Source organism: Pseudomonas sp. PDM05 (assembly GCF_014851685.1).
Classification (GTDB): domain Bacteria; phylum Pseudomonadota; class Gammaproteobacteria; order Pseudomonadales; family Pseudomonadaceae; genus Aquipseudomonas.
This window is the reverse complement of the sequence record NZ_JACVAC010000008.1, coordinates 36,411-61,157: the sequence shown is the minus strand read 5'-3', so window position 1 is coordinate 61,157 and position 24,747 is coordinate 36,411. Positions and strand designations below refer to the sequence as shown.

General features: G+C 58.9%; 29 protein-coding genes and 1 tRNA gene. 23 read left to right on the top strand and 7 right to left on the bottom strand.

What is annotated here, in order from left to right; genetic code table 11:
* Positions 1–151: 151 nt before the first annotated feature.
* The gene (locus IB241_RS17085) at positions 152–1,441 is read right to left on the bottom strand and encodes an OprD family porin (RefSeq protein ID WP_192299432.1); all 1,290 of its coding nucleotides are present in this window, start codon (positions 1,439–1,441) and stop codon (positions 152–154) included.
* A gap of 733 nt (positions 1,442–2,174) precedes the next feature.
* On the opposite strand from IB241_RS17085, the gene IB241_RS17080 reads away from it, so the two are divergent.
* Positions 2,175–2,600 carry an HIT domain-containing protein gene (locus IB241_RS17080; RefSeq protein WP_192299431.1) on the top strand — a complete coding sequence of 142 codons (426 nt, stop codon included), beginning with the start codon at positions 2,175–2,177 and terminating at the stop codon, positions 2,598–2,600.
* 3 nt (positions 2,601–2,603) lie between these two features.
* Positions 2,604–2,810, top strand: a complete 207-nt coding sequence (locus IB241_RS17075; protein ID WP_010208093.1) for a SlyX family protein — start codon at positions 2,604–2,606, stop codon at positions 2,808–2,810.
* A 72-nt stretch (positions 2,811–2,882) separates the two neighbouring features.
* Here IB241_RS17075 and IB241_RS27790 read toward each other — a convergent pair whose 3' ends face one another.
* The gene (locus tag IB241_RS27790) at positions 2,883–3,485 is read right to left on the bottom strand and encodes a cold-shock protein (protein ID WP_191956007.1); all 603 of its coding nucleotides are present in this window, start codon (positions 3,483–3,485) and stop codon (positions 2,883–2,885) included.
* 428 nt (positions 3,486–3,913) lie between these two features.
* Between IB241_RS27790 and IB241_RS17065 the strand changes: the two genes are divergently transcribed.
* The 19 genes from IB241_RS17065 (at position 3,914) to IB241_RS16975 (ending at position 18,666) form a co-directional block, all read left to right on the top strand.
* Positions 3,914–4,387, top strand: a complete 474-nt coding sequence (locus tag IB241_RS17065; protein WP_122720393.1) for a Dps family protein — start codon at positions 3,914–3,916, stop codon at positions 4,385–4,387.
* Positions 4,388–4,568: 181 nt separating this feature from the next.
* Positions 4,569–4,910, top strand: coding sequence for a ribbon-helix-helix domain-containing protein (locus tag IB241_RS17060; RefSeq protein ID WP_192299430.1), 342 nt, complete (start codon positions 4,569–4,571; stop codon positions 4,908–4,910).
* A 171-nt stretch (positions 4,911–5,081) separates the two neighbouring features.
* Positions 5,082–5,303, top strand: coding sequence for an FmdB family zinc ribbon protein (locus IB241_RS17055; protein WP_010208103.1), 222 nt, complete (start codon positions 5,082–5,084; stop codon positions 5,301–5,303).
* Positions 5,304–5,410: 107 nt separating this feature from the next.
* Positions 5,411–7,186: an aspartate--tRNA ligase gene (gene aspS, locus IB241_RS17050; RefSeq protein WP_192299429.1), complete on the top strand. Its 1,776-nt coding sequence runs from the start codon at positions 5,411–5,413 to the stop codon at positions 7,184–7,186.
* A gap of 136 nt (positions 7,187–7,322) precedes the next feature.
* A complete protein-coding gene (locus tag IB241_RS17045) occupies positions 7,323–8,069 on the top strand; it encodes a YebC/PmpR family DNA-binding transcriptional regulator (protein ID WP_192299428.1) in 747 nt (248 codons plus the stop codon).
* A gap of 157 nt (positions 8,070–8,226) precedes the next feature.
* Positions 8,227–8,751, top strand: a complete 525-nt coding sequence (gene ruvC / locus IB241_RS17040; RefSeq protein WP_065908840.1) for a crossover junction endodeoxyribonuclease RuvC — start codon at positions 8,227–8,229, stop codon at positions 8,749–8,751.
* 68 nt (positions 8,752–8,819) lie between these two features.
* Entirely contained in the window at positions 8,820–9,431 is a 612-nt protein-coding gene (ruvA, locus tag IB241_RS17035) for a Holliday junction branch migration protein RuvA (protein ID WP_003193868.1), read from the top strand.
* Positions 9,432–10,490: a Holliday junction branch migration DNA helicase RuvB gene (ruvB, locus tag IB241_RS17030; RefSeq protein WP_015885611.1), complete on the top strand. Its 1,059-nt coding sequence runs from the start codon at positions 9,432–9,434 to the stop codon at positions 10,488–10,490.
* 138 nt (positions 10,491–10,628) lie between these two features.
* Positions 10,629–11,084, top strand: a complete 456-nt coding sequence (ybgC, locus tag IB241_RS17025) for a tol-pal system-associated acyl-CoA thioesterase (protein WP_192299427.1) — start codon at positions 10,629–10,631, stop codon at positions 11,082–11,084.
* A 1-nt stretch (position 11,085) separates the two neighbouring features.
* Positions 11,086–11,781 (top strand): protein TolQ, encoded by a 696-nt coding sequence (gene tolQ, locus IB241_RS17020; RefSeq protein ID WP_032890916.1) that lies wholly within the window; start codon positions 11,086–11,088, stop codon positions 11,779–11,781.
* Positions 11,782–11,804: 23 nt separating this feature from the next.
* The gene (tolR, locus tag IB241_RS17015) at positions 11,805–12,257 is read left to right on the top strand and encodes a protein TolR (RefSeq protein WP_161549410.1); all 453 of its coding nucleotides are present in this window, start codon (positions 11,805–11,807) and stop codon (positions 12,255–12,257) included.
* Complete coding sequence (tolA, locus tag IB241_RS17010) at positions 12,257–13,330, top strand: cell envelope integrity protein TolA (protein WP_159959465.1); 1,074 nt, start codon at positions 12,257–12,259, stop codon at positions 13,328–13,330. Before tolR ends, tolA begins: the two co-directional genes overlap by 1 nt.
* Before the next feature lie 17 nt (positions 13,331–13,347).
* Entirely contained in the window at positions 13,348–14,628 is a 1,281-nt protein-coding gene (gene tolB / locus IB241_RS17005) for a Tol-Pal system beta propeller repeat protein TolB (protein ID WP_192299426.1), read from the top strand.
* Between the two features lie 52 nt (positions 14,629–14,680).
* Positions 14,681–15,181, top strand: a complete 501-nt coding sequence (gene pal, locus IB241_RS17000) for a peptidoglycan-associated lipoprotein Pal (RefSeq protein WP_003209827.1) — start codon at positions 14,681–14,683, stop codon at positions 15,179–15,181.
* A 6-nt stretch (positions 15,182–15,187) separates the two neighbouring features.
* Positions 15,188–16,021: a tol-pal system protein YbgF gene (ybgF, locus tag IB241_RS16995; RefSeq protein ID WP_192299425.1), complete on the top strand. Its 834-nt coding sequence runs from the start codon at positions 15,188–15,190 to the stop codon at positions 16,019–16,021.
* A 164-nt stretch (positions 16,022–16,185) separates the two neighbouring features.
* A complete protein-coding gene (queE, locus tag IB241_RS16990; protein ID WP_159955528.1) occupies positions 16,186–16,833 on the top strand; it encodes a 7-carboxy-7-deazaguanine synthase QueE in 648 nt (215 codons plus the stop codon).
* Between the two features lies 1 nt (position 16,834).
* Positions 16,835–17,524, top strand: a complete 690-nt coding sequence (gene queC, locus IB241_RS16985; RefSeq protein ID WP_192299424.1) for a 7-cyano-7-deazaguanine synthase QueC — start codon at positions 16,835–16,837, stop codon at positions 17,522–17,524.
* A gap of 63 nt (positions 17,525–17,587) precedes the next feature.
* Positions 17,588–17,663, top strand: a tRNA-Lys gene (locus IB241_RS16980).
* Between the two features lie 133 nt (positions 17,664–17,796).
* Positions 17,797–18,666, top strand: a complete 870-nt coding sequence (locus IB241_RS16975; RefSeq protein WP_192299423.1) for a phosphotransferase — start codon at positions 17,797–17,799, stop codon at positions 18,664–18,666.
* A 5-nt stretch (positions 18,667–18,671) separates the two neighbouring features.
* On the opposite strand, the gene IB241_RS16970 is transcribed toward IB241_RS16975, so the two are convergent.
* Positions 18,672–19,235: a helix-turn-helix domain-containing protein gene (locus IB241_RS16970; protein WP_225595549.1), complete on the bottom strand. Its 564-nt coding sequence runs from the start codon at positions 19,233–19,235 to the stop codon at positions 18,672–18,674.
* An 88-nt stretch (positions 19,236–19,323) separates the two neighbouring features.
* Between IB241_RS16970 and IB241_RS16965 the strand changes: the two genes are divergently transcribed.
* Both IB241_RS16965 and nadA read left to right on the top strand, forming a co-directional pair.
* Entirely contained in the window at positions 19,324–19,488 is a 165-nt protein-coding gene (locus IB241_RS16965; RefSeq protein ID WP_192299422.1) for a hypothetical protein, read from the top strand.
* 260 nt (positions 19,489–19,748) lie between these two features.
* Positions 19,749–20,807: a quinolinate synthase NadA gene (gene nadA / locus IB241_RS16960; protein WP_032890946.1), complete on the top strand. Its 1,059-nt coding sequence runs from the start codon at positions 19,749–19,751 to the stop codon at positions 20,805–20,807.
* Positions 20,808–20,943: 136 nt separating this feature from the next.
* Here the strand turns inward: nadA and IB241_RS16955 are convergent, their stop codons facing one another.
* From IB241_RS16955 to IB241_RS16940, 4 genes are all read right to left on the bottom strand, one after another.
* Complete coding sequence (locus IB241_RS16955) at positions 20,944–21,432, bottom strand: RDD family protein (protein WP_192299421.1); 489 nt, start codon at positions 21,430–21,432, stop codon at positions 20,944–20,946.
* A 94-nt stretch (positions 21,433–21,526) separates the two neighbouring features.
* On the bottom strand, positions 21,527–21,745 hold the full coding sequence (locus IB241_RS16950) for a cold-shock protein (RefSeq protein ID WP_192299420.1): 219 nt from the start codon (positions 21,743–21,745) through the stop codon (positions 21,527–21,529).
* A gap of 391 nt (positions 21,746–22,136) precedes the next feature.
* Positions 22,137–23,261, bottom strand: a complete 1,125-nt coding sequence (gene gcvT / locus IB241_RS16945; RefSeq protein WP_192299419.1) for a glycine cleavage system aminomethyltransferase GcvT — start codon at positions 23,259–23,261, stop codon at positions 22,137–22,139.
* A 39-nt stretch (positions 23,262–23,300) separates the two neighbouring features.
* Positions 23,301–24,677, bottom strand: coding sequence for an L-serine ammonia-lyase (locus IB241_RS16940; RefSeq protein ID WP_192299418.1), 1,377 nt, complete (start codon positions 24,675–24,677; stop codon positions 23,301–23,303).
* Positions 24,678–24,747: the final 70 nt, after the last annotated feature.

Genomic DNA, 24,747 nt, shown 5'->3' with positions numbered 1-24,747 from the left:
CGAAGCAGCGAGTTTAATCTCGTTAGTTAGCTTGCTAGTTATTTATTCGCTGAAACAATACTGCAATAAAAAAGCCGCTCCCTTGTTTGCAGGGGAGCGGCTTTTTATTTAAGGCCGAAGCCTTACGTCATCGTTGTAATCAAGCAATCAATTACAGGATGTTCAGCGGGTATTGCGCGATCAGACGCAGTTCGTCGAGCGAACCCGAGTAAACCTGATCAGACGAGCGATAGGTCGCTTGACGTACGCGCAGGCTCAGGTCTTTGGCTGGACCGCTCTGGATCACGTATTTGGCTTCGATGTCGCGTTCCCACTCTTTACCGTTGCTGGTGCTGGCGATGTTGGCGCCGGTACCTTTCACGTAACGGGTCATGAAGCTCAGGCCAGGAATACCGAAGGTAGCCATGTTGAGGTCATAACGAGCCTGGTAGGACTTCTCGCCTTCGGCGTTGAAGTCGGAACGGGCGATGGAGTTGGCCAGGAAGATCGTGCCGCCGCCGTCTACGCCGTAGGCGTATTGGCCGTCGCCGGTGACTTTCTGGGCTGCCAGGGTGAAGGTGTGAGCGCCGAGGGTGTAAGCACCCTGCAAGCTGAACGCACGGTTGTCGAGCTTGCTGCCGTCCTTGTCGGAACGTACCAGGCCAGCACCTTCGCTCTTGGTGTCGTAGATGTTGAAGTCTACGGCTACGGATTGGTCATCGCTCAGGGCGTGGGTCCAGTTCACGTTGGCGTAGATCTTCTTCCAGTAATCTTCCACTTTCGAGTAGTAGAGGCTGGTGGTGAACTCTGGGGTCCAGGAGTAAACGCCGCCGACGAAGTTGGCATCACGCAGGCCACGCTTGGAGCCAGGCTCGGAGCTGCTGATACTGTCCTTGTAGGTCTGGTCCTGGGCAACGATCGAGGTGAAGTGACCGGCTTCCAGTTTCAGATCTTTGATGTCGGTGCTGGTGATGGAAACGCCTTGCGGCAGTTCCGGCAGCAAGCGGCTGTCATCGGAGGCGAATACTGGAGCGGTGGTGTACTGATCGCCGACCTTCAGGACCGTGTTGGAGATACGGAACTTAACGGCAGCGCCGCCTTTGGAATAGTCGTCTTCCGAACGGCCGTCGGAGCCTTGAGGGAACAGGCCGGTACCGGCGCGACCCTTGCCGCTGTCGAGTTTGACGCCCAGCAGGCCGATCACGTCTACACCGACACCGATGGTGCCTTGGGTGTAACCCGAGCTGAACAGACCGTGGAAACCAAGACCGGTTTCTTCGATACGGCTTTGAGTTGCATCGTGGTTACGGCGGTCACGGCTGAAGTACAGGGCCCGGGTCAGAATGCTGGCCGTGCTGTCTTCGATAAAGCCCTTGGAGTCGTCCTGGGCGGACGCCATTGCGAACTGCGAGGTGCCTGCTGAAACAGCCAGGGCGATCATGCTCCACTTCATCACGCGCATCGTGATTTGCTCCTTTGGTTTTTAGGAAGAGTACTGCCGTCCCACCTGTATTTTTGTCTGGGCGGCTCTTTCTTTTTGTGTCGGCGCAAAGTTATATCACGCTGACAATACTTGGCGATACTTGCCTATCTTTCCTTTCAGCTTCTTTACGAGGCTGTCGCAAATTGCTAGATCCATGTCGCAAATTCACAGTCCTGAATGTAGCGGGACTGACAACTTCAATGCTGTTTCCAAGCTTTTTAAAAGTTTGGATTCTTCCTGGTTATACATTGAAACGCTGCTGTTCTTATCGCGTAACACCTGCTTCCAGGCGGGTGTCGTTGTCGACGATGTGAGGTTGAATGCAACAAGCGTGCACAAACCGGTAACCGAATGTCATTTTTTCGTGAAAGCCGTTATCTCAATGTAAAAACCGCATAAGCACGGGGTTTTTACGCCGTTTGGTTTGGGCTTGACGCCGGGCCATTACACCTGAACGGGGCCGCGCAAAACTTGCTCCAGAGCAAAACGTTACCGGTTCACCCCGAGAGTGGGTAATCGGCGGATCGCTTTGAGGCACAGGTGGGTCATTTTGGTGCGTCCCGCTGAGGCCCGACCTAGCGTAGTTGAAATATCCGCCTGCATCGAAAAGGTGCAGTTGTTTTTCTCGGGTTGCATCGCCTCTTCTGCATGGCGGGCCATTCGAAGGTATGCTGGGCGCCTGAAACTGACCTGCCAATACGGAGTGCCCGCGGTGTTCGCCTTAGACCAACGCCTGCAACAAGATACGCTGACCCTCGGGGATTTCCCCTTGTGCCGCCTGCTGCTGTCCAATGATTCGAATTACCCGTGGTTCATTCTTGTGCCGCGTATCAACGGTATCAGTGAAGTGTTTCAACTGGGTGTCGCCGATCAGCAGACGCTGTGGCAAGAGACCACAGCCCTGGCACAACTTCTCAATGAAGGTCTGGCGGCGGACAAGATGAATATCGGCGCCCTTGGTAACGTGGTCAGTCAGTTGCACGTGCATGTGATCGTGCGCAAGCGCGATGACGCTGCCTGGCCTGCGCCGGTGTGGGGCAAACACCCCGCCGTGCCATACACCGCGGAGCAGGTTGCGGCCATTCGCGCCAGGTTGCGCACGCTGTTGCCGGCCGACTTCATCTTTACCCAGGGCTGAACCATGGATCTGCAAGACCGCGTCAACGACCTGGAAAGCCGCCTGGCGTTTCAGGACGATACTATCGAAACCCTCAATGACATCCTTGTCACCCAGCAACGGGCGGTCGAGCGTTTGCAATTGCAGATGACGGCACTGCTCAAGCGCCAGGAAGAAATGGGCGGCCAGTTCGAGACCTCCGAAGAAGAAGCGCCGCCGCCTCATTACTAAACAGGCGCGCAATAAAAAACCGCGATCCAGTGTGCACTGGATCGCGGTTTTTTTTTGCTGCGAAGGCGTGGATCAGCGACGCGGCAGGGCCGCAATCACGTCTTCGGCTTGCAGGCCTTTGTCGCGGTTCATCACGGAGAACTCCACGCGCTGGCCTTCCACCAGGACACGATGGCCTTCGCCGCGAATGGCCCGGAAGTGGACGAAGATGTCGTCGCCCGAATCACGAGAAATAAAGCCGAAGCCCTTGGACGTGTTGAACCACTTGACCGTCCCGGTATCGCGGTTGGTCATGTCGTAGTTTTGCGAAGCGGCTGCAGGCGACGAACGGTAGAAACTGATTGCCAGGTGCAGAACGATGGCAACCACGGCAATTACCAGGCTGAGCAGGATGGCCGGGTGGCCACCGACTTCAGGCATGGGTGCCAGGAGGGTGAGGGTTTGTACGACAACGGTCAGTACCAGCAGTGCGCTGACCAGGTTTTGCAGTTGATGACGTGTGCCTTTGTTCCAGTAAGGGATCACCGGTGCCAGCGTCAGGTTAAGAAGGCCGAACAAGGCCAGGTACAGAGCGTCATATTGTTGCAGGTAGGGCAGGCTTTCAGGCTGCAGGCTCGGGATAAAGGACAGCAGCAAAGCTGCAACGCCCGTTAGCAGGTGGACGATTTTCAACATTTTGATTAACTCACGTTAAGACGGATCACAAGGAAGAGCTGACTGGCACGGTTCGCTTCTGAACAATGGGAGGCGTTGAGCACGTGCGCGGGTATCAGCCTATGTAACGTGCCGCAAACATTAACGGCAGCCACACGCCGCCTATTTAACAGCAAAGGCTGTGCCTACTCAAATCAAGCATTTGCGGGTGTTGCAGGAGGCGCGGCGTTTATGCGGCAAACGCTTGTCCTAGACAGGTTTGGGTGTTTTGAGGGGTATTTCAAGAGTCTGCCTGCGCGCTGTAGCGCTTGCCCCACGCCGCCTGGCGAGCGGCAGAGGGGCGATTTGCCGCAGGTCACCGGGGTGTGTCGGGCTGCACAACACCGGGTCTCTTGCTAGAGTGGTCCTGCACCTGATCAATGAACGCTCGTCAATTGAAGGGGAAAAACATGGCAATCGATATTGGTATCAGTGAAGCAGACCGTAAATCCATCGTCGATGGGCTTTCGCGTCTGCTGTCCGATACCTACGTACTGTATCTGAAGACCCACAACTTCCACTGGAACGTCACGGGCCCCATGTTTCGTACGCTGCACTTGATGTTTGAGGAGCAGTACAACGAACTGGCGCTGGCGGTGGATTCCATTGCCGAACGTATCCGTGCCCTGGGTTTCCCGGCGCCGGGTGCCTATTCGATCTATGCTCGCCTGTCTTCCATCAAGGAGGAGGAAGGCGTGCCCAGCGCTGAAGAGATGATCAAGCAGCTGGTGGCGGGCCAGGAGGCGGTCACTCGTACCGCGCGTGGCATTTTTCCATTGCTCGACAAGGTCAGCGATGAGCCGACTGCCGACCTGCTGACCCAGCGCATGCAGGTCCACGAGAAGACCGCGTGGATGTTGCGTTCCCTGCTCGAAAACCAGTAGATACCTGCTTCGAGCGGCGCCACCCTGGCGCCGCTCGCTTGTTTCCCTGCGCTTCCTGGCGTTGTCCTACGACTATCAACTCCGCGTCTTCTGGCCGCTCTGCTCGTCCTGCTGTTTTATAGGCCCACTGTCCAACGGGAGTACCCCGTGGGCTGTTGTTTGGCAATGGAGTGTCAGGTGTATGTCACGCGGAGTGGGTAATGGAGTGATGGAGGCCTGTGGTTTCCATAAGATAAAGGTCGATCCCTTTGCAAAGGGATTCGACATGGGGCTGTCCAAGCCCTTGTCCCGATCGGTCAGGCTCAATGGGTTTTCCACGTGCCTGCGGCTTGAGCAGATCTATTGGAATATCCTCACGGAAATTGCCAGGATCAATGCCTGTTCGGTCAGTGCGTTGCTGTCGTATGTCGATCGGGAAGTGCATTTGCGTTACGGGGGGGTGAAGAACTTCAGTGGTCTGGTCCGTGTGGTGTGTGTGGTTCACGCATTGAAGGGCCATGTTGTGCCGCCGAACCCCGAGTAGCACGGCGGCCCCGAGGACGACCCGCTGCCCTGGCGGGCCGTGCTTAGGGCAGAAAGCCGGCTGCGCTGCCTTGATTTACCATATATAATCCCGCGCTTTGCTGCGCAGGCCGGGGCTGTTCTCCAAGGGCCAGGCGTGGCGCAGTAATGATCTGATCGCCGAGACATCGCCATGCCCATGTACGACTATCAATGTGCTTCCTGTGGTCATCAGTTGGAAGCCATTCAGAAGATCAGCGCAGCACCGTTGGTCGATTGCCCAGCCTGCCAGGCGCCGGAACTCAAGAAGATGTTGTCCATGCCGGGCTTCCGCCTGAGTGGCAGCGGCTGGTACGAGACCGATTTCAAGACCGGCTCGAAGAAGAATCTGGCGGGCGGCGACAAAGCAGACTGAGTTGAACTCTACGCGCAGGCTCCTGCATTATCCGTCCCCTGCTTTAATGTACGGTGACGAGGCAGGCCTCCACCGAATTTCGAATTACGAGAAGTGAAACCACTACCATGATGCGCAGCCACTATTGCGGCCAACTGAACGAGACCCTGGATGGTCAGGAAATCACCCTTTGCGGATGGGTTCACCGTCGCCGCGACCACGGCGGGGTGATCTTCCTCGATATCCGTGATCGTGATGGTCTGGCCCAGGTGGTGTTCGACCCGGACCGCGCCGAAAGCTTCGCCGCCGCCGACCGCGTGCGCAGCGAATACGTCGTGAAGATCACCGGCAAGGTTCGCCTGCGTCCGGCCGGTGCCGTGAACGCGAACATGGCCTCCGGTGCGATTGAAGTGCTGGGCTATGAACTGGAAGTGCTGAACGAGTCGGAAACCCCGCCGTTCCCACTCAACGAATACTCCGACGTGGGCGAAGAAACCCGCCTGCGCTACCGCTTCCTGGACCTGCGTCGTCCGGAAATGGCCGAGAAGCTGCGCCTGCGTTCGCGCATGACCACCAGCATCCGCCGTTTCCTCGACGAGAACGGCTTCCTGGACGTGGAAACGCCGATCCTGACCCGGGCCACCCCGGAAGGCGCGCGCGACTACCTGGTGCCGAGCCGTACCCATGCCGGTTCGTTCTTCGCCCTGCCGCAATCGCCACAGCTGTTCAAGCAACTGCTGATGGTCGCTGGCTTCGACCGTTACTACCAGATCGCCAAGTGCTTCCGCGACGAAGACCTGCGCGCCGACCGCCAGCCCGAATTCACCCAGATCGACATCGAGACCAGCTTCCTCGATGAAAACGAGATCATGGGCCTGACCGAAAAAATGATCCGCAACCTGTTCAAGGAAGTGCTGGATCTGGAATTCGGCGATTTCCCGCACATGACCTTCGAAGAAGCCATGCGCCGCTACGGTTCCGACAAGCCAGACCTGCGCAACCCGCTGGAACTGGTAGACGTGGCCGACCAGCTGAAGGAAGTCGACTTCAAGGTGTTCAGCGGCCCGGCCAATGACCCTAAATGCCGTATCGCCGCCCTGCGCGTACCTGGCGGCGCAAGCATGCCGCGCAAGCAGATCGACGACTACACCAAGTTTGTCGGCATCTACGGTGCCAAGGGCCTGGCTTACATCAAGGTCAACGAGCGTGCTAACGGTGTTGACGGTCTGCAATCGCCGATCGTGAAAAACATCCCGTTGGACAACCTGAACGCGATCCTCGATCGCGTTGGTGCAGTCGATGGCGACATCGTGTTCTTCGGCGCCGACAAGGCCAAGATCGTCAGCGAAGCCCTGGGCGCGCTGCGGATCAAGCTGGGTCACGACCTGAACCTGCTGACTTGCGAGTGGGCCCCGATGTGGGTCGTTGACTTCCCGATGTTCGAAGAGAACGACGACGGCAGCTTCAGCGCCTTGCACCACCCGTTCACCGCGCCGAAGTGCTCGCCGGCCGAGCTGGAAGCCAACCCGGCTGGCGCGCTGTCCCGCGCCTACGACATGGTTCTGAACGGTACTGAGCTGGGTGGCGGTTCGATCCGTATCCACCGCAAGGAAATGCAGCAAGCGGTGTTCCGCCTGTTGGGCATCAACGAAGCGGAACAGGAAGAGAAGTTCGGCTTCCTGCTCGACGCCCTGAAATACGGTGCGCCGCCCCACGGTGGCCTGGCGTTCGGCCTGGACCGTCTGGTGATGCTGATGACCGGCGCCCAGTCGATCCGTGAAGTGATCGCCTTCCCGAAAACCCAGAGCGCTGCGGACGTCATGACCCAGGCTCCGGGTGTGGTGGATGCCAAGGCACTGCGCGAACTGCACATCCGCCTGCGTGAGACACCGAAGGCTGAGTAAGGCTGCGGCGTGAAAGCGCATTGAGTTCTACGCAGTCTAAAAAAGGCGCATCTTCGGATGCGCCTTTGCGTTACAAGGGTTGCATCCTGCCTGGGGCAGGGTTGACAAGGTTTCTACAGAATTTCGGAGTTGTGTTATGGCTGGCCATTCCAAGTGGGCGAACATCAAGCACCGCAAAGAGCGTCAGGATGCCAAGAAAGGCAAGATCTTCACCAAGTGGATTCGCGAGCTGACTGTCGCCGCCCGCCAGGGCGGTGGTGACCCGGGCTCCAACCCGCGCCTGCGCCTCGCGCTGGACAAGGCCCTCGGCGCCAACATGAGCCGCGACATCATCGACCGCGCCGTGGCCCGTGGTGCCGGCGCTGCCGATACCGACGACATGGTCGAGCTGACCTACGAAGGCTACGGCCCGGGCGGTGTGGCGGTGATGGTCGAGTGCATGACCGACAACCGCAACCGCACTGCGGCGGCCGTGCGCCATGCGTTCAGCAAGTGCGGCGGCAACCTGGGCACCGATGGTTCAGTGGCTTACCTGTTCGAGCGTAAAGGGCAGATCACGTTCGCGCCGGGTACGGATGAAGACGCGCTGATGGAAGCGGCGATGGAAGCGGATGCGGACGACGTGGTCACCAACGACGATGGTTCCATCGACGTGTTCACCTCGTTTGCCAGTTTCTACTCCGTGCGTAACGCCCTGGAAACCGCCGGTTTCAAAGGTACCGACGCGGAAATCGTGATGCTGCCGACCACCAGCGCCGAACTGGACCTGGATGGCGCACAGAAAGTGCTGAAGCTGCTGGATATGCTCGAAGACCTGGATGATGTGCAGAACGTCTATTCCAACGCCGACATCCCGGAGGATGTGGCTGCACAGCTAGTCTGAGGTATGACGTCGATCAAAATGTGGGAGCGGGCTTGCCCGCGAATGCGGTGTACCAGTCGCTGAAAATGTTGACTGATCCACCGTCTTCGCGGGCAAGCCCGCTCCCACATTGGATCTCCTTAGTATCAAAAATTGTTTTACCCAAACCGCAGGCGTTATGACTTTAATCCTAGGTATCGACCCCGGTTCGCGCATCACCGGTTTTGGCGTGGTGCAACAGACCCCGCGTGGCTGCATCTATGTCGCCTCGGGCTGTATCCGCACCGGGGCGGGCGAGCTGGCCGAGCGCCTGCAGATTGTTTATCGCGGCGTGCGTGAAGTGATCCAGACCTATGGTCCGGTGACCATGGGCATCGAAAAGGTGTTCATGGCCAAAAACGCCGATTCGGCACTGAAGCTCGGCCAGGCCCGTGGTGCTGCCATCGTCGCGGGTGCCGAAGAGGGCATGGAGATCGCCGAATACACCGCGACCCAGGTCAAGCAGGCCGTGGTCGGCACCGGCGCGGCGAACAAGGAACAAGTGCAGATGATGGTCATGCACATGCTCAAGCTCACCGCAAAGCCACAAATCGACGCCTCCGACGCACTGGCCATCGCCATTTGCCACGCGCACACCCGTTCCAGCCTATTGCCTCACGGCCTGGGTACTGCACGCAGTCGTGGCGGGCGGCTGCGTCTCTGATAGCATCAGCGCAATCGTTTTTCCCGGTCAGGCCTTTTATCTGACCTCAAGCTTTAAGGATTTGAACCGTGATTGGACGCTTGCGCGGCACCCTGGCTGAAAAACAGCCGCCGCACCTGATTCTGGATGTAAACGGGTTGGGGTATGAGCTGGAAGTGCCCATGACCACCCTGTATCGCCTGCCGTCGGTCGGCGAGCCGATTACGCTGCACACCCACTTGGTGGTGCGCGAAGATGCGCAATTGCTCTATGGTTTCATTGGCAAGCGCGACCGTGATTTCTTCCGCGAGCTGATTCGCCTCAATGGTGTCGGGCCGAAGCTGGCGCTGGCGTTGATGTCGAGCCTGGAAGTGGATGAGCTGGTGCGCGCCGTCTCGGCCCAGGACACGTCGGCGCTGACCAAGGTGCCGGGGGTTGGCAAGAAGACCGCCGAGCGCTTGCTGGTCGAACTCAAGGACCGCTTCAAGGCCTGGGAAGTCGTACCGAGCATGTTCGCCCTGGTGCCGAACCAGCCGGATATGCCGGCGGCCCAGGTCGCCAGCGCCGAGAGCGACGCTGTCAACGCGCTGATTTCCCTGGGCTACAAGCCCCAGGAAGCCAGCAAGGCCGTGTCGGCCATCAAGGACAAGAACCTGAGTGCCGAAGATATGATCCGCCGCGCCCTGAAGGGAATGATTTAAGTGATTGAAGCTGATCGTCTGATTGCGGCCACCGGTCCGCGTGACCGTGAAGAAGTCCAGGACCGCGCCATCCGCCCGTTGAGCCTGGCCGACTACATTGGCCAGCCCACCGTGCGCGAGCAGATGGAGCTGTTTATCCAGGCGGCGCGCGGGCGCAGTGAGTCCTTGGACCACACGCTGATCTTCGGCCCGCCGGGCTTGGGTAAAACCACGCTGGCCAACATCATTGCCCAGGAAATGGGCGTGTCGATCAAGTCCACGTCCGGCCCCGTGCTGGAGCGTCCGGGTGATCTGGCGGCGTTGTTGACCAATCTTGAGCCCCACGACGTGCTGTTTATCGACGAGATTCATCGTCTGTCACCCATCGTCGAGGAAGTGCTGTACCCGGCGATGGAGGATTTCCAGCTCGACATCATGATCGGCGAAGGCCCGGCGGCCCGCTCGATCAAGCTCGACCTGCCACCCTTCACCCTGGTCGGCGCCACCACTCGCGCGGGCATGCTGACCAACCCGTTGCGAGACCGTTTCGGCATTGTTCAACGTCTAGAGTTCTATAGCACCGCAGACCTGGCGACCATCGTCAGCCGTTCGGCGGGCATTCTCGGTTTGCCCCTGGACCCGGAAGGTGCGTTTGAAATCGCCCGTCGTGCCCGCGGTACGCCACGAATCGCCAACCGTCTGCTGCGTCGCGTGCGTGACTTCGCCGAAGTGCGGGCCAAGGGGCATATCACCAAGGCCGTCGCCGACCTGGCCTTGAACCTGCTGGATGTGGACGAGCACGGCTTCGATCACCAGGACCGACGTCTACTCTTGACCATGATCGAGAAGTTCGACGGCGGCCCGGTGGGCGTTGACAGCCTGGCGGCTGCCATCAGTGAAGAGCGTCATACCATCGAGGATGTGTTGGAGCCTTACCTGATCCAGCAGGGCTATATCATGCGCACGCCGCGGGGGCGCGTGGTGACGCGCCACGCCTATCTGCACTTCGGGCTAAACATTCCGTCACGATTGGGTGAGATGCCCGTGGTAGACGAATTCCTTGATGCAGTGGACGATTAAAAAGGTCACACCAGTCGATTTATCTGAGGTTTGTGCTGTCCTAGTGGCTGGTGTCGTCATTCAGTCGTTAGAAATGTTTCATAGAATGAAAAAACAGTTGCCCAGCCAATTGGCAACCTGAGGAGTAAGCACTAGAGTATGCGCGCGCAAAACGGGGATCAGTCGTTCGCACATCGCTGTCGCGTTTATTACGAGGACACCGATGCGGGCGGCATCGTGTATTACGTCAACTATCTCAAGTTCATGGAGCGGGCTCGCACCGAGCGGCTGCGGGAGCTGGGCTTTGCCCAATCCCAGCTGGCAGGGGAGGACCTGTTGTTTGTCGTGCATTCCAGCGAGGCGCGCTATTACGCGCCGGCGCGGCTCGACGACGAACTGCTGGTCAGCGCTGAAGTAATCGAATTGAACCGTGTCAGCCTGCGCTTCAAACAGCAGGTCAGGCGGGCAACGGATGCAACGCTGCTCTGTGAGGGGCAGTTCCTGGTGGCCTGTGTGCGCACCAATAGTTTGAAACCCCGGGCCATTCCCGAAGCTCTACGTGCGGCCTTTGCCGACGTAAGCGGCGCGGGTAAACAATCAAAGCAGGAGATTTAGCGTGGAACCTACCGTCGTCGACCATTCCTCCATGTGGAGCCTGGTCAGCAATGCCAGTGTCGTGGTTCAACTGGTGATGCTGATCCTGGTAGCCGCATCGGTTACCTCTTGGGTCATGATTTTTCAGCGCAGCAACCTGCTGCGTGCCGGTCGACGTGCCCTGGAGAGCTTTGAAGAGCGCTTCTGGTCGGGTATCGACCTGTCCAAGCTGTACCGCCAGGCGGGCAGCAACCCGGACCCGGATTCGGGTGTCGAGCAGATCTTCCGCGCTGGCTTCAAGGAATTCTCCCGTCTGCGCCAGCAGCCAGGCGTCGACCCGGAAGCGGTGATGGAAGGCGTGGCCCGTGCCATGCGCGTCGCCATCTCCCGCGAAGAAGAGAAACTGGAGCAGAGCCTGCCGTTCCTCGCCACCGTGGGTTCCGTGAGCCCGTACATCGGTCTGTTCGGTACCGTGTGGGGCATCATGAACTCCTTCCGTGGCCTGGCCCAGGCTCAGCAAGCGACCCTGGCCACCGTGGCCCCGGGTATCGCCGAAGCCTTGATCGCCACTGCGATCGGCCTGTTCGCTGCGATCCCGGCAGTCATCGCCTACAACCGTTTTGCCGCCCGCGGCGAAAACCTGATTGGCCGTTACTACACCTTCGCCGATGAATTCCAGGCGATCCTGCACCGTAAAGTGCACACCAGCGAAGAATAAGCAGGTACCTCCCGATGGCTTTAATCACTCGAGCTCGAACCAAGCGCAAGCCGGTCGCCGAGATGAACGTAGTGCCTTACATCGACGTGATGCTGGTGCTGCTGGTGATCTTCATGGTGACCGCGCCGATGCTCAACCAGGGTGTGAAGGTTGACCTGCCCAAGGTTTCCAGCGAAGCCTTGCCCCAGGACAACAACACCCAGGTGCTGACCATTTCGATCAAGTCCGACAAGACCTATTACTGGAACCTTGGCAGCGAAGTCGACACTCAGAAGCAACAGGACAAGGCCATGACCTTGCCGGCGATGACCGATGCGGTGACCAAGATCATTCGCGCCGGCAACGAAGGCGGCAAGCACACCCAGGTGTTTATCCGGGGTGACAAGGCAGTCGACTACGGATCCGTCATGGGTGCCATGGGCGGGCTGCAGAAGGCCGGCGTCGGTAACGTTGGCTTGATTACCGAGGCGCCCTGATGCAGCAACAGCGAGAGCCGTCCGCCTCGGAAAGCTACTTCTGGCCTAGCGTCTGGGCAATTGCCCTGCACGTCCTGGTGTTTGGCATGCTGTTCGTAAGCTTTGCCATGACCCCGGACTTGCCGCCAGCCAAGCCGATCGTGCAGGCGACCCTGTATCAGCTGAAATCGAAAAGCCAGGCCACCACCCAGACCAATCAGAAGATTGCAGGTGAGGCCCAGAAGTCGGCTGCGCGCCAGACTGAAGTCGAACAGATGGAACAGAAGAAGGTCGAGCAGGAAGCGGTGAAGGCTGCTGCGGAACAAAAGAAAGAAGAGGCGGCTCAAAAGGCCGAGGAATCGAAAAAGGCTGACGAAGCGAAGAAGGCCGACGAGGCGAAAAAGGCTGATGAAGCCAAAAAAGCCGAGAAAGCTGCCGAAGCTAAAAAAGCCGAAGAGAAACAATTGGCTGATATAGCCAAGAAGAAATCTGAAGAAGAAGCCAAGAAAGCTGCCGAAGAAGAGGCCAAGAAAAAGGCCGCTGAAGAAGCCAAGAAGAAAATAGTCGAAGACGCGAAGAAGAAAGCCGCCGAAGACGCCAAGAAAAAAGCTGAAGCAGACGAGGCGAAGAAAAAAGTCGCCGACGACGCGAAGAAGAAAGCTGCCGCCGATGCCTCCAAGAAAAAGGCCCAGGAAGCAGCACGTAAATCCGCCGAAGAGAAAAAGGCCCAGGCCCTGGCAGATTTGCTTTCCGACACGCCGCAGCGTCAGCAAGCCTTGGCCGATGAACGTGGTGACGAAGTCGCGGGCAGTTTCGACGACCTGATTCGGGCACGGGCAGCGGAAGGCTGGACACGTCCACCTTCGGCACGCAAAGGCATGACAGTAGTGCTGCAGATCGGCATGTTGCCGGACGGCACGGTGACTTCGGTCAGCGTGGCCAAGTCCAGTGGCGATGGTTCGTTCGACAGTTCGGCGGTTGCAGCGGTCAAGAACATTGGCCGGTTGACCGAGATGCAGGGAATGAAACCAAGCGACTTCGCTCCCTATCGTTCATTCAAGATGACATTCACACCTGAGGATCTAGCCTTGTGAGAAACCTTCTTCGAGGAATGCTTGTCGTTATTTGCTGTATGGCAGGGATAGCGGCGGCGGATGAAAAGAACATCCTGGTCACCAGCGGTAGCGATCGGGCCACCCCGATTGCGGTAGTACCGTTCGGCTGGCAGGGCGGCAGCGTGCTGCCGGACGACATGGCCCAGATCGTCAGCGACGACCTGCGCAACTCCGGCTACTACGCGCCGATTCCGAAAGGCAACATGATCAGCCAGCCGAACCAGGCCAGCGAAGTCGTGTTCCGTGACTGGAAAGCCGTGGGCGCGCAGTACCTGATGGTCGGTAATATCACGCCGGCCGGCGGTCGCCTGCAAATCACCTACACCTTGTTCAACGTGGCCACCGAGCAGCAGGTCCTGACCGGCAGCGTGTCGGGCACAGCCGAGCAAATCCGCGACATGGCCCACTACATCTCGGACCAGTCGTTTGAAAAGCTCACCGGCATCAAAGGTGCTTTCTCGACGCGTCTGCTTTATGTAACGGCTGAGCGTTTCTCGGTAGACAACACCCGCTACACCTTGCAGCGTTCGGACTACGACGGTGCTCGTGCAGTGACCTTGCTGCAATCGCGTGAGCCCATCCTGTCGCCGCGTTTTGCGCCGGACGGCAAGCGTATTGCCTACGTGTCCTTTGAACAGAAGCGTCCGCGTATCTTCGTCCAGCACATCGATACTGGCCGTCGTGAGCAGATCACCAACTTCGAAGGCCTCAACGGTGCGCCAGCCTGGTCGCCGGATGGTTCGCGCCTGGCGTTCGTGCTGTCCAAGGACGGCAACCCGGACATCTACGTGATGAACATGGCTTCGCGTGCGATTACTCGCGTGACCAGCGGCCCGGGTATCAACACCGAACCGTTCTGGGGTAAGGATGGCTCGACCATCTTCTTCACCTCCGACCGTGGCGGCAAACCACAAATCTACAAGGCGAGTGTTGGTGGCGGTGGCGCGGAACGCGTGACTTTTATCGGCAACTACAACGCCAACCCTAAACTTTCGGCTGATGAAAAGACGTTGGTGATGATTCACCGTCAGGATGGTTTCACTAATTTCCGGGTTGCGGCCCAGGATTTGCAGCGCGGAACCGTAAAAATCCTCACAGATACCAACCTTGATGAGTCAGCCACTGTTGCGCCCAACGGCACCATGGTAATCTACGCCACCCGCCAGCAGGGCCGGGGAGTCTTGATGCTCGTGTCCATTAATGGACGCGTAAGGCTCCCACTTCCTACCGCTCAAGGCGAAGTCAGAGAACCATCCTGGTCCCCTTACCTGAACTGACGCGGCGCTACAAGATTTGCTTAACACACTGGGGTTCATTAGGAGTTTCACGATGGAAATGCTGAAGTTTGGTAAGTTTGCTGCTCTGGCTCTGGCTCTGTCCGTAGCCGTTGGTTGCTCGTCTAAAGGCGGCGACAATGCCGGTGAAGGCGCAGCTGTTGATCCAAACGCTGGTTACGGCGCTAACACTGGTGCAGTTGACGGCTCCCTGAGCGAAGAAGCTGCTCTGCGCGCTATCACCACTTTCTACTTCGAATACGACAGTTCGGACCTGAAACCAGAAGCCATGCGCGCTCTGGACGTTCACGCGAAGGACCTGAAAGCTAACGGCGCTCGCGTTGTTCTGGAAGGTAACACCGACGAACGTGGTACTCGTGAGTACAACATGGCACTGGGCGAGCGTCGTGCGAAAGCCGTTCAGCGCTACCTGGTACTGCAAGGTGTTGCTCCAGGCCAACTGGAACTGGTTTCCTACGGTAAAGAGCGTCCAGTTGCTACTGGCCACGACGAGCAGTCCTGGGCTCAAAACCGTCGCGTCGAACTGCGTAAGTAATTCGTCATGCGAACGTGCCGTCGTGCTCTGACTGTATTGGCTCTCAGCCTCGCACCGCTTGCGGTGTGGGCTGCGGTTCCTGTGGAAGATAGCAACTCTGGCTATAACAATAGCGGGAGCAGTTATCCGCCAGCAGGTTATGGCACGAACGGCGCCTATGCGGGGGGAGCGGCTACGTCCGCTCCCTCGGCACAGGGCGAACTGTTCAACCAGCTGCAACGCATGCAGGATCAATTGGCGCAGCAACAAGGCACCATTGAAATTCTGCAGAACGAAGTGCGCCAGCTGAAGCAAGAAGGCCTGGAACGTTACCAGGATCTTGATCGACGCATTGGAGCCGGTGTTACACCTGCCGCAACTCCTGATAATTCTTCCGCCGGTGGTGCACCTAGTGCTGCCATCGGTGGTGCAGCAGCGGGGGCGGCTGCCAGCCAAGCCCCTGCCGCGAGCAGCGAACCGGGTGATCCGGCGAAGGAAAAGCTGTATTACGATGCGGCGTTCGACCTGATCAAAGCCAAGGATTTCGATAAGGCCAGCCAGGCATTCAGCGCTTTCCTGCGCAAATACCCAAACAGCCAGTACGCGGGCAACGCCCAATACTGGTTGGGCGAGGTCAACCTGGCCAAGGGTGACTTGCAGGGCGCAGGCCAGGCATTTGCCAAGGTCAGCCAGCTCTATCCCAAGCATGCCAAGGTGCCGGATTCGCTGTACAAACTCGCTGACGTAGAACGCCGCCTGGGTCATACCGACAAGGTCAAAGGCATTCTGCAGCAAGTGGTTGCCCAGTATCCGGGGACTTCCGCTGCCCAGTTGGCCCAACGGGATCTGCAACGCTTGTAGGCAAAGCAGCCCGTTCAGAAGAAACCCGCGCCTGGCGCGGGTTTTTTCGTTAGAATCCACGCCCTTTTATGAAACACGCTTCTTGGGGTCTACGCGTTGGCGGGGTCTCATGAAGTGCCTGACGGAGGCGGACAGCCTGTTTAGCTGTTACGCCCGTGGCGACTATGCAAGACACATTACGTATCACCGAAGTTTTTTACTCTTTGCAGGGTGAAACGCGCACCGCTGGCCTGCCCACAGTATTTGTGCGCCTGACCGGTTGCCCGTTGCGCTGCCAATACTGCGACAGCGCCTACGCTTTCAGTGGTGGCACCGTGCGTACCCTCGACGACATCCTCGAACAGGTTGCCGGTTACCGGCCGCGCTACGTCTGCGTGACGGGCGGCGAGCCGTTGGCGCAACCCAATGCCATCCCTTTGCTCAAGCAGCTGTGCGATGCCGGTTACGAGGTGTCCCTGGAAACCAGCGGCGCCCTGGATATTTCCGCGGTCGACCCGCGGGTAAGCCGGGTAGTCGACCTCAAGACCCCGGACTCCAAGGAATCGCACCGCAACCGCTACGAGAACATCGACTTGCTGACGGCCAACGATCAGGTCAAGTTCGTTATCTGTTCCCGTGATGATTACGATTGGGCGAACTCCAAGCTGATCCAGTATGGCCTGGACCGTCGCGCGGGCGAGGTGCTGTTCTCTCCAAGCCACCACGACCTGAACGCACGCGACCTCGCCGATTGGGTGGTGGCGGACAATCTACCGGTGCGCCTGCAATTGCAGTTGCACAAATACCTTTGGAACGACGAGCCAGGACGCTGACATGACTGAGCACACCAACGATCAAAAACGCGCCGTGATTCTCCTGTCCGGCGGCCTCGACTCCGCTACCGTGGTCGCGATGGCGCAGGCGCAAGGCTACAGCTGCTACACCATGAGCTTCGACTACGGCCAGCGTCATCGCGCCGAACTGAACGCTGCCGCCCGCGTCGCCCGCGACATGGGCGTGGTCGAGCACAAGGTGATCGGCTTGAACCTCAATGGCATCGGCGGCTCGGCGCTCACTGACAGCAGCATCGACGTACCGGAAACACCCGGCGAAGGCATCCCGGTCACTTACGTACCGGCCCGCAACACCGTCTTCCTGTCCCTGGCCCTGGGCTGGGCTGAAGTGCTCAACGCCCGCGACATCTTTATCGGCGTCAACGCGGTGGACTACTCCGGTTACCCGGACTGCCGCCCAGAGTTCGTCGAATCGTTTGAACGCATGGCCAACCTGGCGACCAAAGCCGGTGTAGAAGGGCAGGGCTTCCGCATCCTGGCGCCGCTGCAAAATCTCAGCAAAGCCGATATCGTCAAGGCTGGCGTAGGACTTGGCGTCGACTATTCGCTGACAGTTTCCTGCTACCAGGCAGACGATGACGGCCGTGCTTGTGGGAAATGCGACAGCTGCCGACTGCGTGCAGAAGGCTTCCAAGCGGCCGGAATTACTGACCCAACGCGTTATTTCTGATTTTTTTAAAATAAGGTGTTGAATAATCCTTAGAAATCAGTATTATACGCGCCACCACACAGCGGGTCGTTAGCTCAGTTGGTAGAGCAGTTGGCTTTTAACCAATTGGTCGTAGGTTCGAATCCCACACGACCCACCATTTTTGGCGGTTTAGAAAATCCGGAAGGCCCACGCAAGTGAGGATTTCCGGGTTTTTTTTTGCTTGCGATTTAGGTAAGCCTGCGTAGCTGGACGATTTAGCCAAAGCCGATAGCCCATGTGAGGAAGGCCCAATGCGTCACCTAAACCGCATGACCCGCGCATTCCAAACCACGCCCCTCGGCGACCTAATCTTCTATTTCGACCCCCGCTATCAGCCTGAACTCTCCACGCTGGTCCAGCGCTTCCTCGCCGCACCGGAACAACACACCACCCTCGACATACCCGAGGCCACGCGCGGGGTGTTCCTGCTGGAGGGCGAGCGCCGGTGGGTGTTGAAGCACAACAAGCTTGAGCACTGGAAAAAACAGCTGCAGAACTACCTGGGGCTAAAACGTGCATTTGGCCTGCATGACCTGACCAACGAGTTCATCAACCTGTCCGTGGTGTCCACCAAGTCAGCCAGCGTGCCGCGCGTCGCCGGGTTCGGCTATAAAGCGCGCTTTCCGTTCCTGAAAGAGGAGTACCTGCTGGTGGGCTTTTTTGATGATCATTGCAGTGTGGATGATCGTCTTGTCGCGCAACCTGAACAGGCCGCTGCACTACTGCCACAGGTGTTCCGACTGTTTGCGCAGATGCTCGCCGAAGGGTTTGTGCACATGGACCCCCACCCCAAGAACATCTTGATCGCGCCGGACGGTCAGCTGCGCCTAATCGATTTTGAGTGCTGCGCGCATTCGGTTATCGATCATGACTTCAGCCTGGGTTTCTCCATGGGTTACTTCTATCACTTCTGGATCAAGCGCTTCGTCAGCCTCGAAGCCTATCGTGCGCTCTGTGAGCGTTACCTGGTGGACGAGCAGCCGAATCTGCAACGGTCCATCTTCGACCCCGTATTCGAACGCTTCCTTACCCGGAAAGTCTCGCGCACCACGCGCTACAGCATCCTGACCAACCCCAAGGCCCAGGCAGCCTTCAAACGGACTCCCGCCACGCACCCTTGACGGGCTCAGCGCCGTTTGCCAAACACCGACTTGGGCGGTTTGCCAAAAAACCGCGTAAACGCTGCGCTGAAGTTATTCGGAAATTTGTACCCCACCTGATAAGCCGCCTGGGCCACCTGACAGCCACTTTCCAGCAAGGTGTAGGCCTTGCGCATGCGGATCTCGTTGAGCATGCGGTGCGCAGTGGAGTTGAAGCGGTAGTGCAAACCTTCCTTGAGCTTGAACTCGTTGAGCCCGACCGCCGCGCAGAGATAGGGGATGGTCAGCGGCTGGTCCATCTGCTCGATCATGATGTCGCGCGCGCGCTCGAGTTTCTCGATGTCGGTCGCGCTGAATTGCAGGCTTTGCGAGAGCGCGTCGGGGCTCAGTAGCTTGAGCTGTTCGCAGAGCAGGCTCAGGGTGTGAATGTGCATGTCCAGGGTGCCGGTCACGCCGTGGTTGAGGTAGCGGGTCAGGGCGCTGGCATGGCTGGCGCTGGCGGCCGAGGTTTTCTGGAATGCCAGTTGGCGCACGTTGCCGTTGCCGAGGATTTGCTGGGTGCGCTGCTCGCCGATGTATTTGTTGAGCATGCTCTCGCCAATCAACAGGCGCAGTTGACCGGCAATCCGCAGCGGCCGCTCATTTGATCCTCAGTTTGATTGAAATAGGGAGACGTTCATGAAGGCAACGTTAGGCATTTGCTTGATTACCCTGGCGCAGCCGTTGATTGAGGACGTGACGTTTGTCATCGAGCACTTGCAGGCCGGTTTGCAACCGCTGCCGCGCACCGGCCCGGGCTTTTCCGGCGGGTACGGGCGCGCCTTGATGGGCGGCGGAGATTGATCCACGGGTGGTCTGAGGGCCGCGTCATGGGACAAAAAAAGGGAAGCTCCGCTGCTGGGGCTTCCCTTTTTTTGCCCGACAGACGCACGTGCAAACGCCAGATTGGGCTTTTGAATCGATTGGATATTCTGTAGCCTTGCGCGGCTTCTGTTTCAACCGTGCTTGATGAGCAAAAACACTTCGTCCGGCGGCGCCCGATGGGCTCCAGAGCCGGTGGTACACTCGACTTTCGCGCTACTGCGCCTGCAGGTCTTGCGAACATGACGCAAATTTCCGAACGCCTACTGGTTCAAGCCCACCTCGACGCCAAGCAGCCCAAGGCCCTCAGCGCCGATGAAGAGGCGAGCCTGCGCGCCGCCATTGCCGCCGAGCTCAAAGCCCAGGACGCGGTGCTGGTTGCCCACTTCTATTGCGACCCGGTGATTCAGGCCCTGGCCGAAGAAACCGGCGGCTGTGTCTCCGACTCCCTGGAAATGGCCCGCTTCGGCGCCGCCCACCCGGCCAAGACCGTACTGGTCGCCGGCGTGCGGTTCATGGGCGAGACCGCCAAGATCCTCACCCCCGAAAAACGTATCCTCATGCCGACCCTGGAAGCCACGTGCTCCCTGGATCTGGGCTGCCCGGTGGACGAGTTTTCCGCGTTTTGCGACCAGCATCCCGAGCGCACGGTGGTGGTCTACGCCAACACCTCGGCGGCGGTCAAAGCCCGCGCCGATTGGGTGGTGACGTCCAGCTGCGCGCTGGAAATCGTCGAGAGCCTGATGGACAACGGCGAGACCATCATCTGGGGCCCGGACAAGCACCTGGGCACCTACATCCAGCGCCAGACCGGTGCCGACATGCTGCTGTGGGACGGTGCATGCATCGTCCATGAGGAGTTCAAGTCCAAGCAGCTGGAGGACATGAAGGCGCTGTACCCGGACGCCGCGATCCTGGTGCACCCGGAATCGCCGACGGCGGTGATCGAACTGGCCGACGCGGTGGGTTCCACCAGCCAACTGATTGCCGCCGCCCAGCGTTTGCCGAACAAGACATTTATCGTGGCGACCGACCGCGGCATCTTCTACAAGATGCAGCAGCTGTGCCCGGACAAGGTGTTTGTCGAAGCGCCCACCGCCGGTAACGGCGCGGCATGCCGCAGTTGCGCGCATTGCCCGTGGATGGCGATGAACACGCTGGAGCGCACATTGCAGTGCCTGCGTGAGGGCAGCAACGAGATCTTCGTTGAGCCGTCGGTGATTCCGCATGCGGTAAGGCCGCTCAAGCGCATGCTGGATTTCACCCAGGCGGCGCGGTTGAAGCTTGCCGGTAACGCCTGACCTGAGGCGAACTCGGCCAAAAATGTGGGAGCGGGCTTGCTCGCGAAGGCGGAGTGTCAGTCGATATATTGATTGACTGATACACCGCCTTCGCGAGCAAGCCCGCTCCCACATTTGGATCTTCATTTGGTCGGGGTTATTTCTTCTGCTTCGGTATCCGCACCAACTGCGTGTCCGAATAGATGTCATGCCAGCTGCGCTTTTGCTTATCAAACAGCGACCAGACAAACCCCAGCCCCACGCACAGCCACGACGCAATCGACACCACAAACCGCAGCAGCGCCTGCCACAGGCTGATCCGCGAGCCGTCGGCGTTCTGCACGCGCACGCCCCACACCTGCATGCCCAGGGTCTGCCCGGAATGGGTCCAGAACTTGGCGAAGAAGCCAAACAGCACAAAAAACAGAATCGTCGACAGCAACGGATCGCCGTCCAGCGCACCGGATTCGGTCAGGGTGCGCATCTTGGCTTCGCCGATAAACGCCATCCACACCAGCTTGTAGATAAACGCGGTGACGATCAGCAGCGCGGTGCACAACAGGAAGTCATAGAACATCGCTGCCAGACGACGGCCCAGGCCAACGGCGGGAAATTCGCCCTGGGGGCTCAGCAGGGATTTGGACATGGCAGGGCTCTCTGGAGAAAAAAGCCATAGTACGGAATAACGCCCATAAAAAAGCCCCTGATGTCATATCAGGGGCTTTTTGTCGCAGGAAGGATCAGCCTTCTGCTTGTACTTCGTCTGCTTGCAGGCCTTTTTGGCCCTGGATCGAGACGAAGGTCACTTTCTGGCCTTCTTTCAGGCTCTTGAAGCCGTTGCCCTGAATAGCGCGGAAATGCACGAACAGATCCGGGCCGCTTTCTGGAGTGATAAAACCAAACCCTTTTTCGTCGTTAAACCACTTGACGGTGCCGCTCTGACGTTTGCTATCCGACATTTTCTTATTTCCTTGACGCTAAAAATTAATGACAGCCTCTTTCGCATGAAAGAGTACTGGACTGGATTGCAGGAAAGTAAGACGTCGAACGGGTTGTAGCGCAACTACTTCAGCTACTGCCCAGGTCCAGGTTCAAAGCGACCCATGCAAACACAGTGGGCAAACTCTACGCCAACTAATAAGTAAAATACAAGCCCTGACAAAACCCCAGCGTTTGCTCGGTTTTATGACACTTTGGTGGCTGTTCGGGACTGGCCTTATTCGATAGAGTTGATCACTTGTTATAGGATATTCCTTAATGTATTGACTATCGTCAATGCACTGTTTTATGGCGGTTGCGTTACAAATTAGTGCGCATTAACGCAACCGCGTTACTTATAGGAACAGTTACTCAGCCACGATAGTAACGCTGTGGGACGAATGGCGTTTTACTTACACGAAGAGGCACCTTTTTCCCACGTACCAACGCAGAGACTTCAGTGTCCAGCGCGATGAATGCGCTGTCCAGGTAACCCATGGCGAGCGGGCCGCCGAGGGTCGGACCAAAACCGCCGCTGCACACGCTGCCGATCACGGTGCCGTGTTCGTCGACGATCTCTGCGCCTTCACGTACCGGCGTGCGTTCTTGCGGCAGCAGGCCCACACGCTTGCGGCTCACACCGGCTTGCTGTTGGGTGAAGATGCGGTCGGCACCCGGGAAGCCACCGGCACGCGCGCCGTCGGCGCGGCGGACCTTGGAGATCGCCCACAGCAGGCTGGCTTCGATCGGCGTGGTGTCGGCGTTCATGTCATGGCCGTACAGGCACAGGCCGGCTTCCAGGCGCAGGGAGTCGCGGGCGCCCAGGCCGATGGGCTGGACTTCGGTCTCGGCCAGCAGGCTGCGGGCCAGGCTTTCGGCGCTGGCAGCGGGTACGGAGATTTCAAAACCGTCTTCACCGGTGTAGCCCGAACGGCTGACATAGCAGTCCACCCCCAGCAGGCGCAGGGAGGCGAACTGCATGAAGGTCATCTTGGTGACTTCCGGCGCCAGGCGCGCCAGCACCTTTACCGCCGCCGGACCTTGCAGGGCGAGCAGGGCGCGTTCTTCGAACAGCGGTTCGATGCTGCATTGTTCGCCAATGTGTTTGCGCAGGTGCGCCAGGTCCTGGTCCTTGCAGGCCGCGTTGACCACCAGGAACAGTTCGTCGTTACCCAGGTTGGCCACCATCAGGTCGTCGAGGATGCCGCCCTGCTCGTTGGTGAACATCGCGTAGCGCTGCATGCCGACCGGCAGGTCGATGATGTCGACCGGTACCAGGGTTTCCAGGGCCTTGGCGGCATTCGCGCCGGTGAGGCGGATCTGGCCCATGTGGGACACGTCGAACAACCCGGCCTGTTCACGGGTGTGCAGGTGTTCCTTCATCACGCCCAGTGGGTATTGCACCGGCATGTCGTAGCCGGCAAAGGGCACCATGCGCGCGCCGAGTTCGATGTGCAGGGCATGCAGTGGGGTTTTCAACAGGGTTTCGGTGGACATGTTCAGCTCCTGAAAAACGTGCTGGCGCGCCTTGAGGCGTCAGCACTCGATAATGTTGACCGCCAAACCGCCACGGGCGGTTTCCTTGTATTTGCTTTTCATATCGGCGCCGGTCTGGCGCATGGTGCGGATGACCTTGTCGAGGGACACAAAGTGCTGCCCGTCGCCGCGCAAGGCCATGCGTACCGCATTGATGGCTTTCACCGAGCCCATCGCATTGCGCTCGATGCACGGCACCTGCACCAGCCCACCAATCGGGTCGCAGGTCAGGCCGAGGTTGTGTTCCATGCCGATTTCGGCGGCGTTTTCCACCTGGGACACCGTGCCGCCCAACACCTCACACAGGGCGCCGGCTGCCATTGAACAGGCCACGCCGACTTCGCCCTGGCAGCCGACTTCGGCGCCGGAAATCGAGGCGTTTTCCTTGTACAGAATGCCGATGGCGGCAGCGGTGAGCAGAAAGCGCACCACGCCGTCTTCGTTCGCGCCGGGGATAAAGCGCATGTAGTAATGCAGCACCGCCGGCACGATTCCGGCCGCACCGTTGGTGGGCGCCGTCACGACGCGTCCGCCATTGGCGTTTTCTTCGTTGACGGCCAGGGCGTAGAGGTTGACCCAGTCCAGTACCGACAGCGGATCACGCAGCGCCGATTCCGGGTTTTTGCACAGCTGGCGATGCAACGCCGCCGCGCGGCGCTTGACCTTCAAACCGCCGGGCAAGATGCCTTCATTGCGACAGCCCGCAGCCACACAATCTTGCATCACCTGCCAGATCTTCAGCAGCCCGGCGCGGGTTTCGGCTTCGGGGCGCCAGGCACTTTCGTTGGTCAGCATGACCTGGCTGATGGACAGCCCGTAGGTCGTGCAATGCTGCAGCAAGTCTTTACCGTGTTTGAACGGGAAGGTCAGCGGGGTGGCATCTTCGACGATACGGTCGGCGCCGGCCGCGTCTTCATCCACCACAAAACCACCACCGACCGAGTAGTACTCGCGGCTGCGGATCTGGATATGGGCGGCGTCGAAGGCACGAAAAATCATGCCGTTGGGATGGTAGGCGAGGGGTTTGCGAATCATCGCCAGGTGTTCTTTCTCGTTGAACACGATGCTGTGTTCGCCGAGCAGATTGAGGCGGCCGTCCTTGCGCATCTGCGCCAGGCGCGTGGCCACGGTTTCGGTGTTGACGGTGTCCGGGTGTTCGCCTTCCAGGCCCAGCAACACGGCCTTGTCGCTGCCGTGGCCTTTGCCGGTGGCGCCCAGCGAGCCGTAGAGTTCCACCTTGACGCAAGTGGTGGCGCTCAGCAGGTCGTCACGCTTGAGCCCCTCGACGAATCGAGCGGCGGCGCGCATCGGTCCGACGGTGTGGGAGCTGGAGGGGCCGATGCCAATCTTGAACAGGTCGAACACGCTTAAAGACATGGTTGTTCTCCGGTTTCTTATTATTTTCTGAAGGCCCACTCGGTTAAATGTGGGAGCGGGCTTGCTCGCG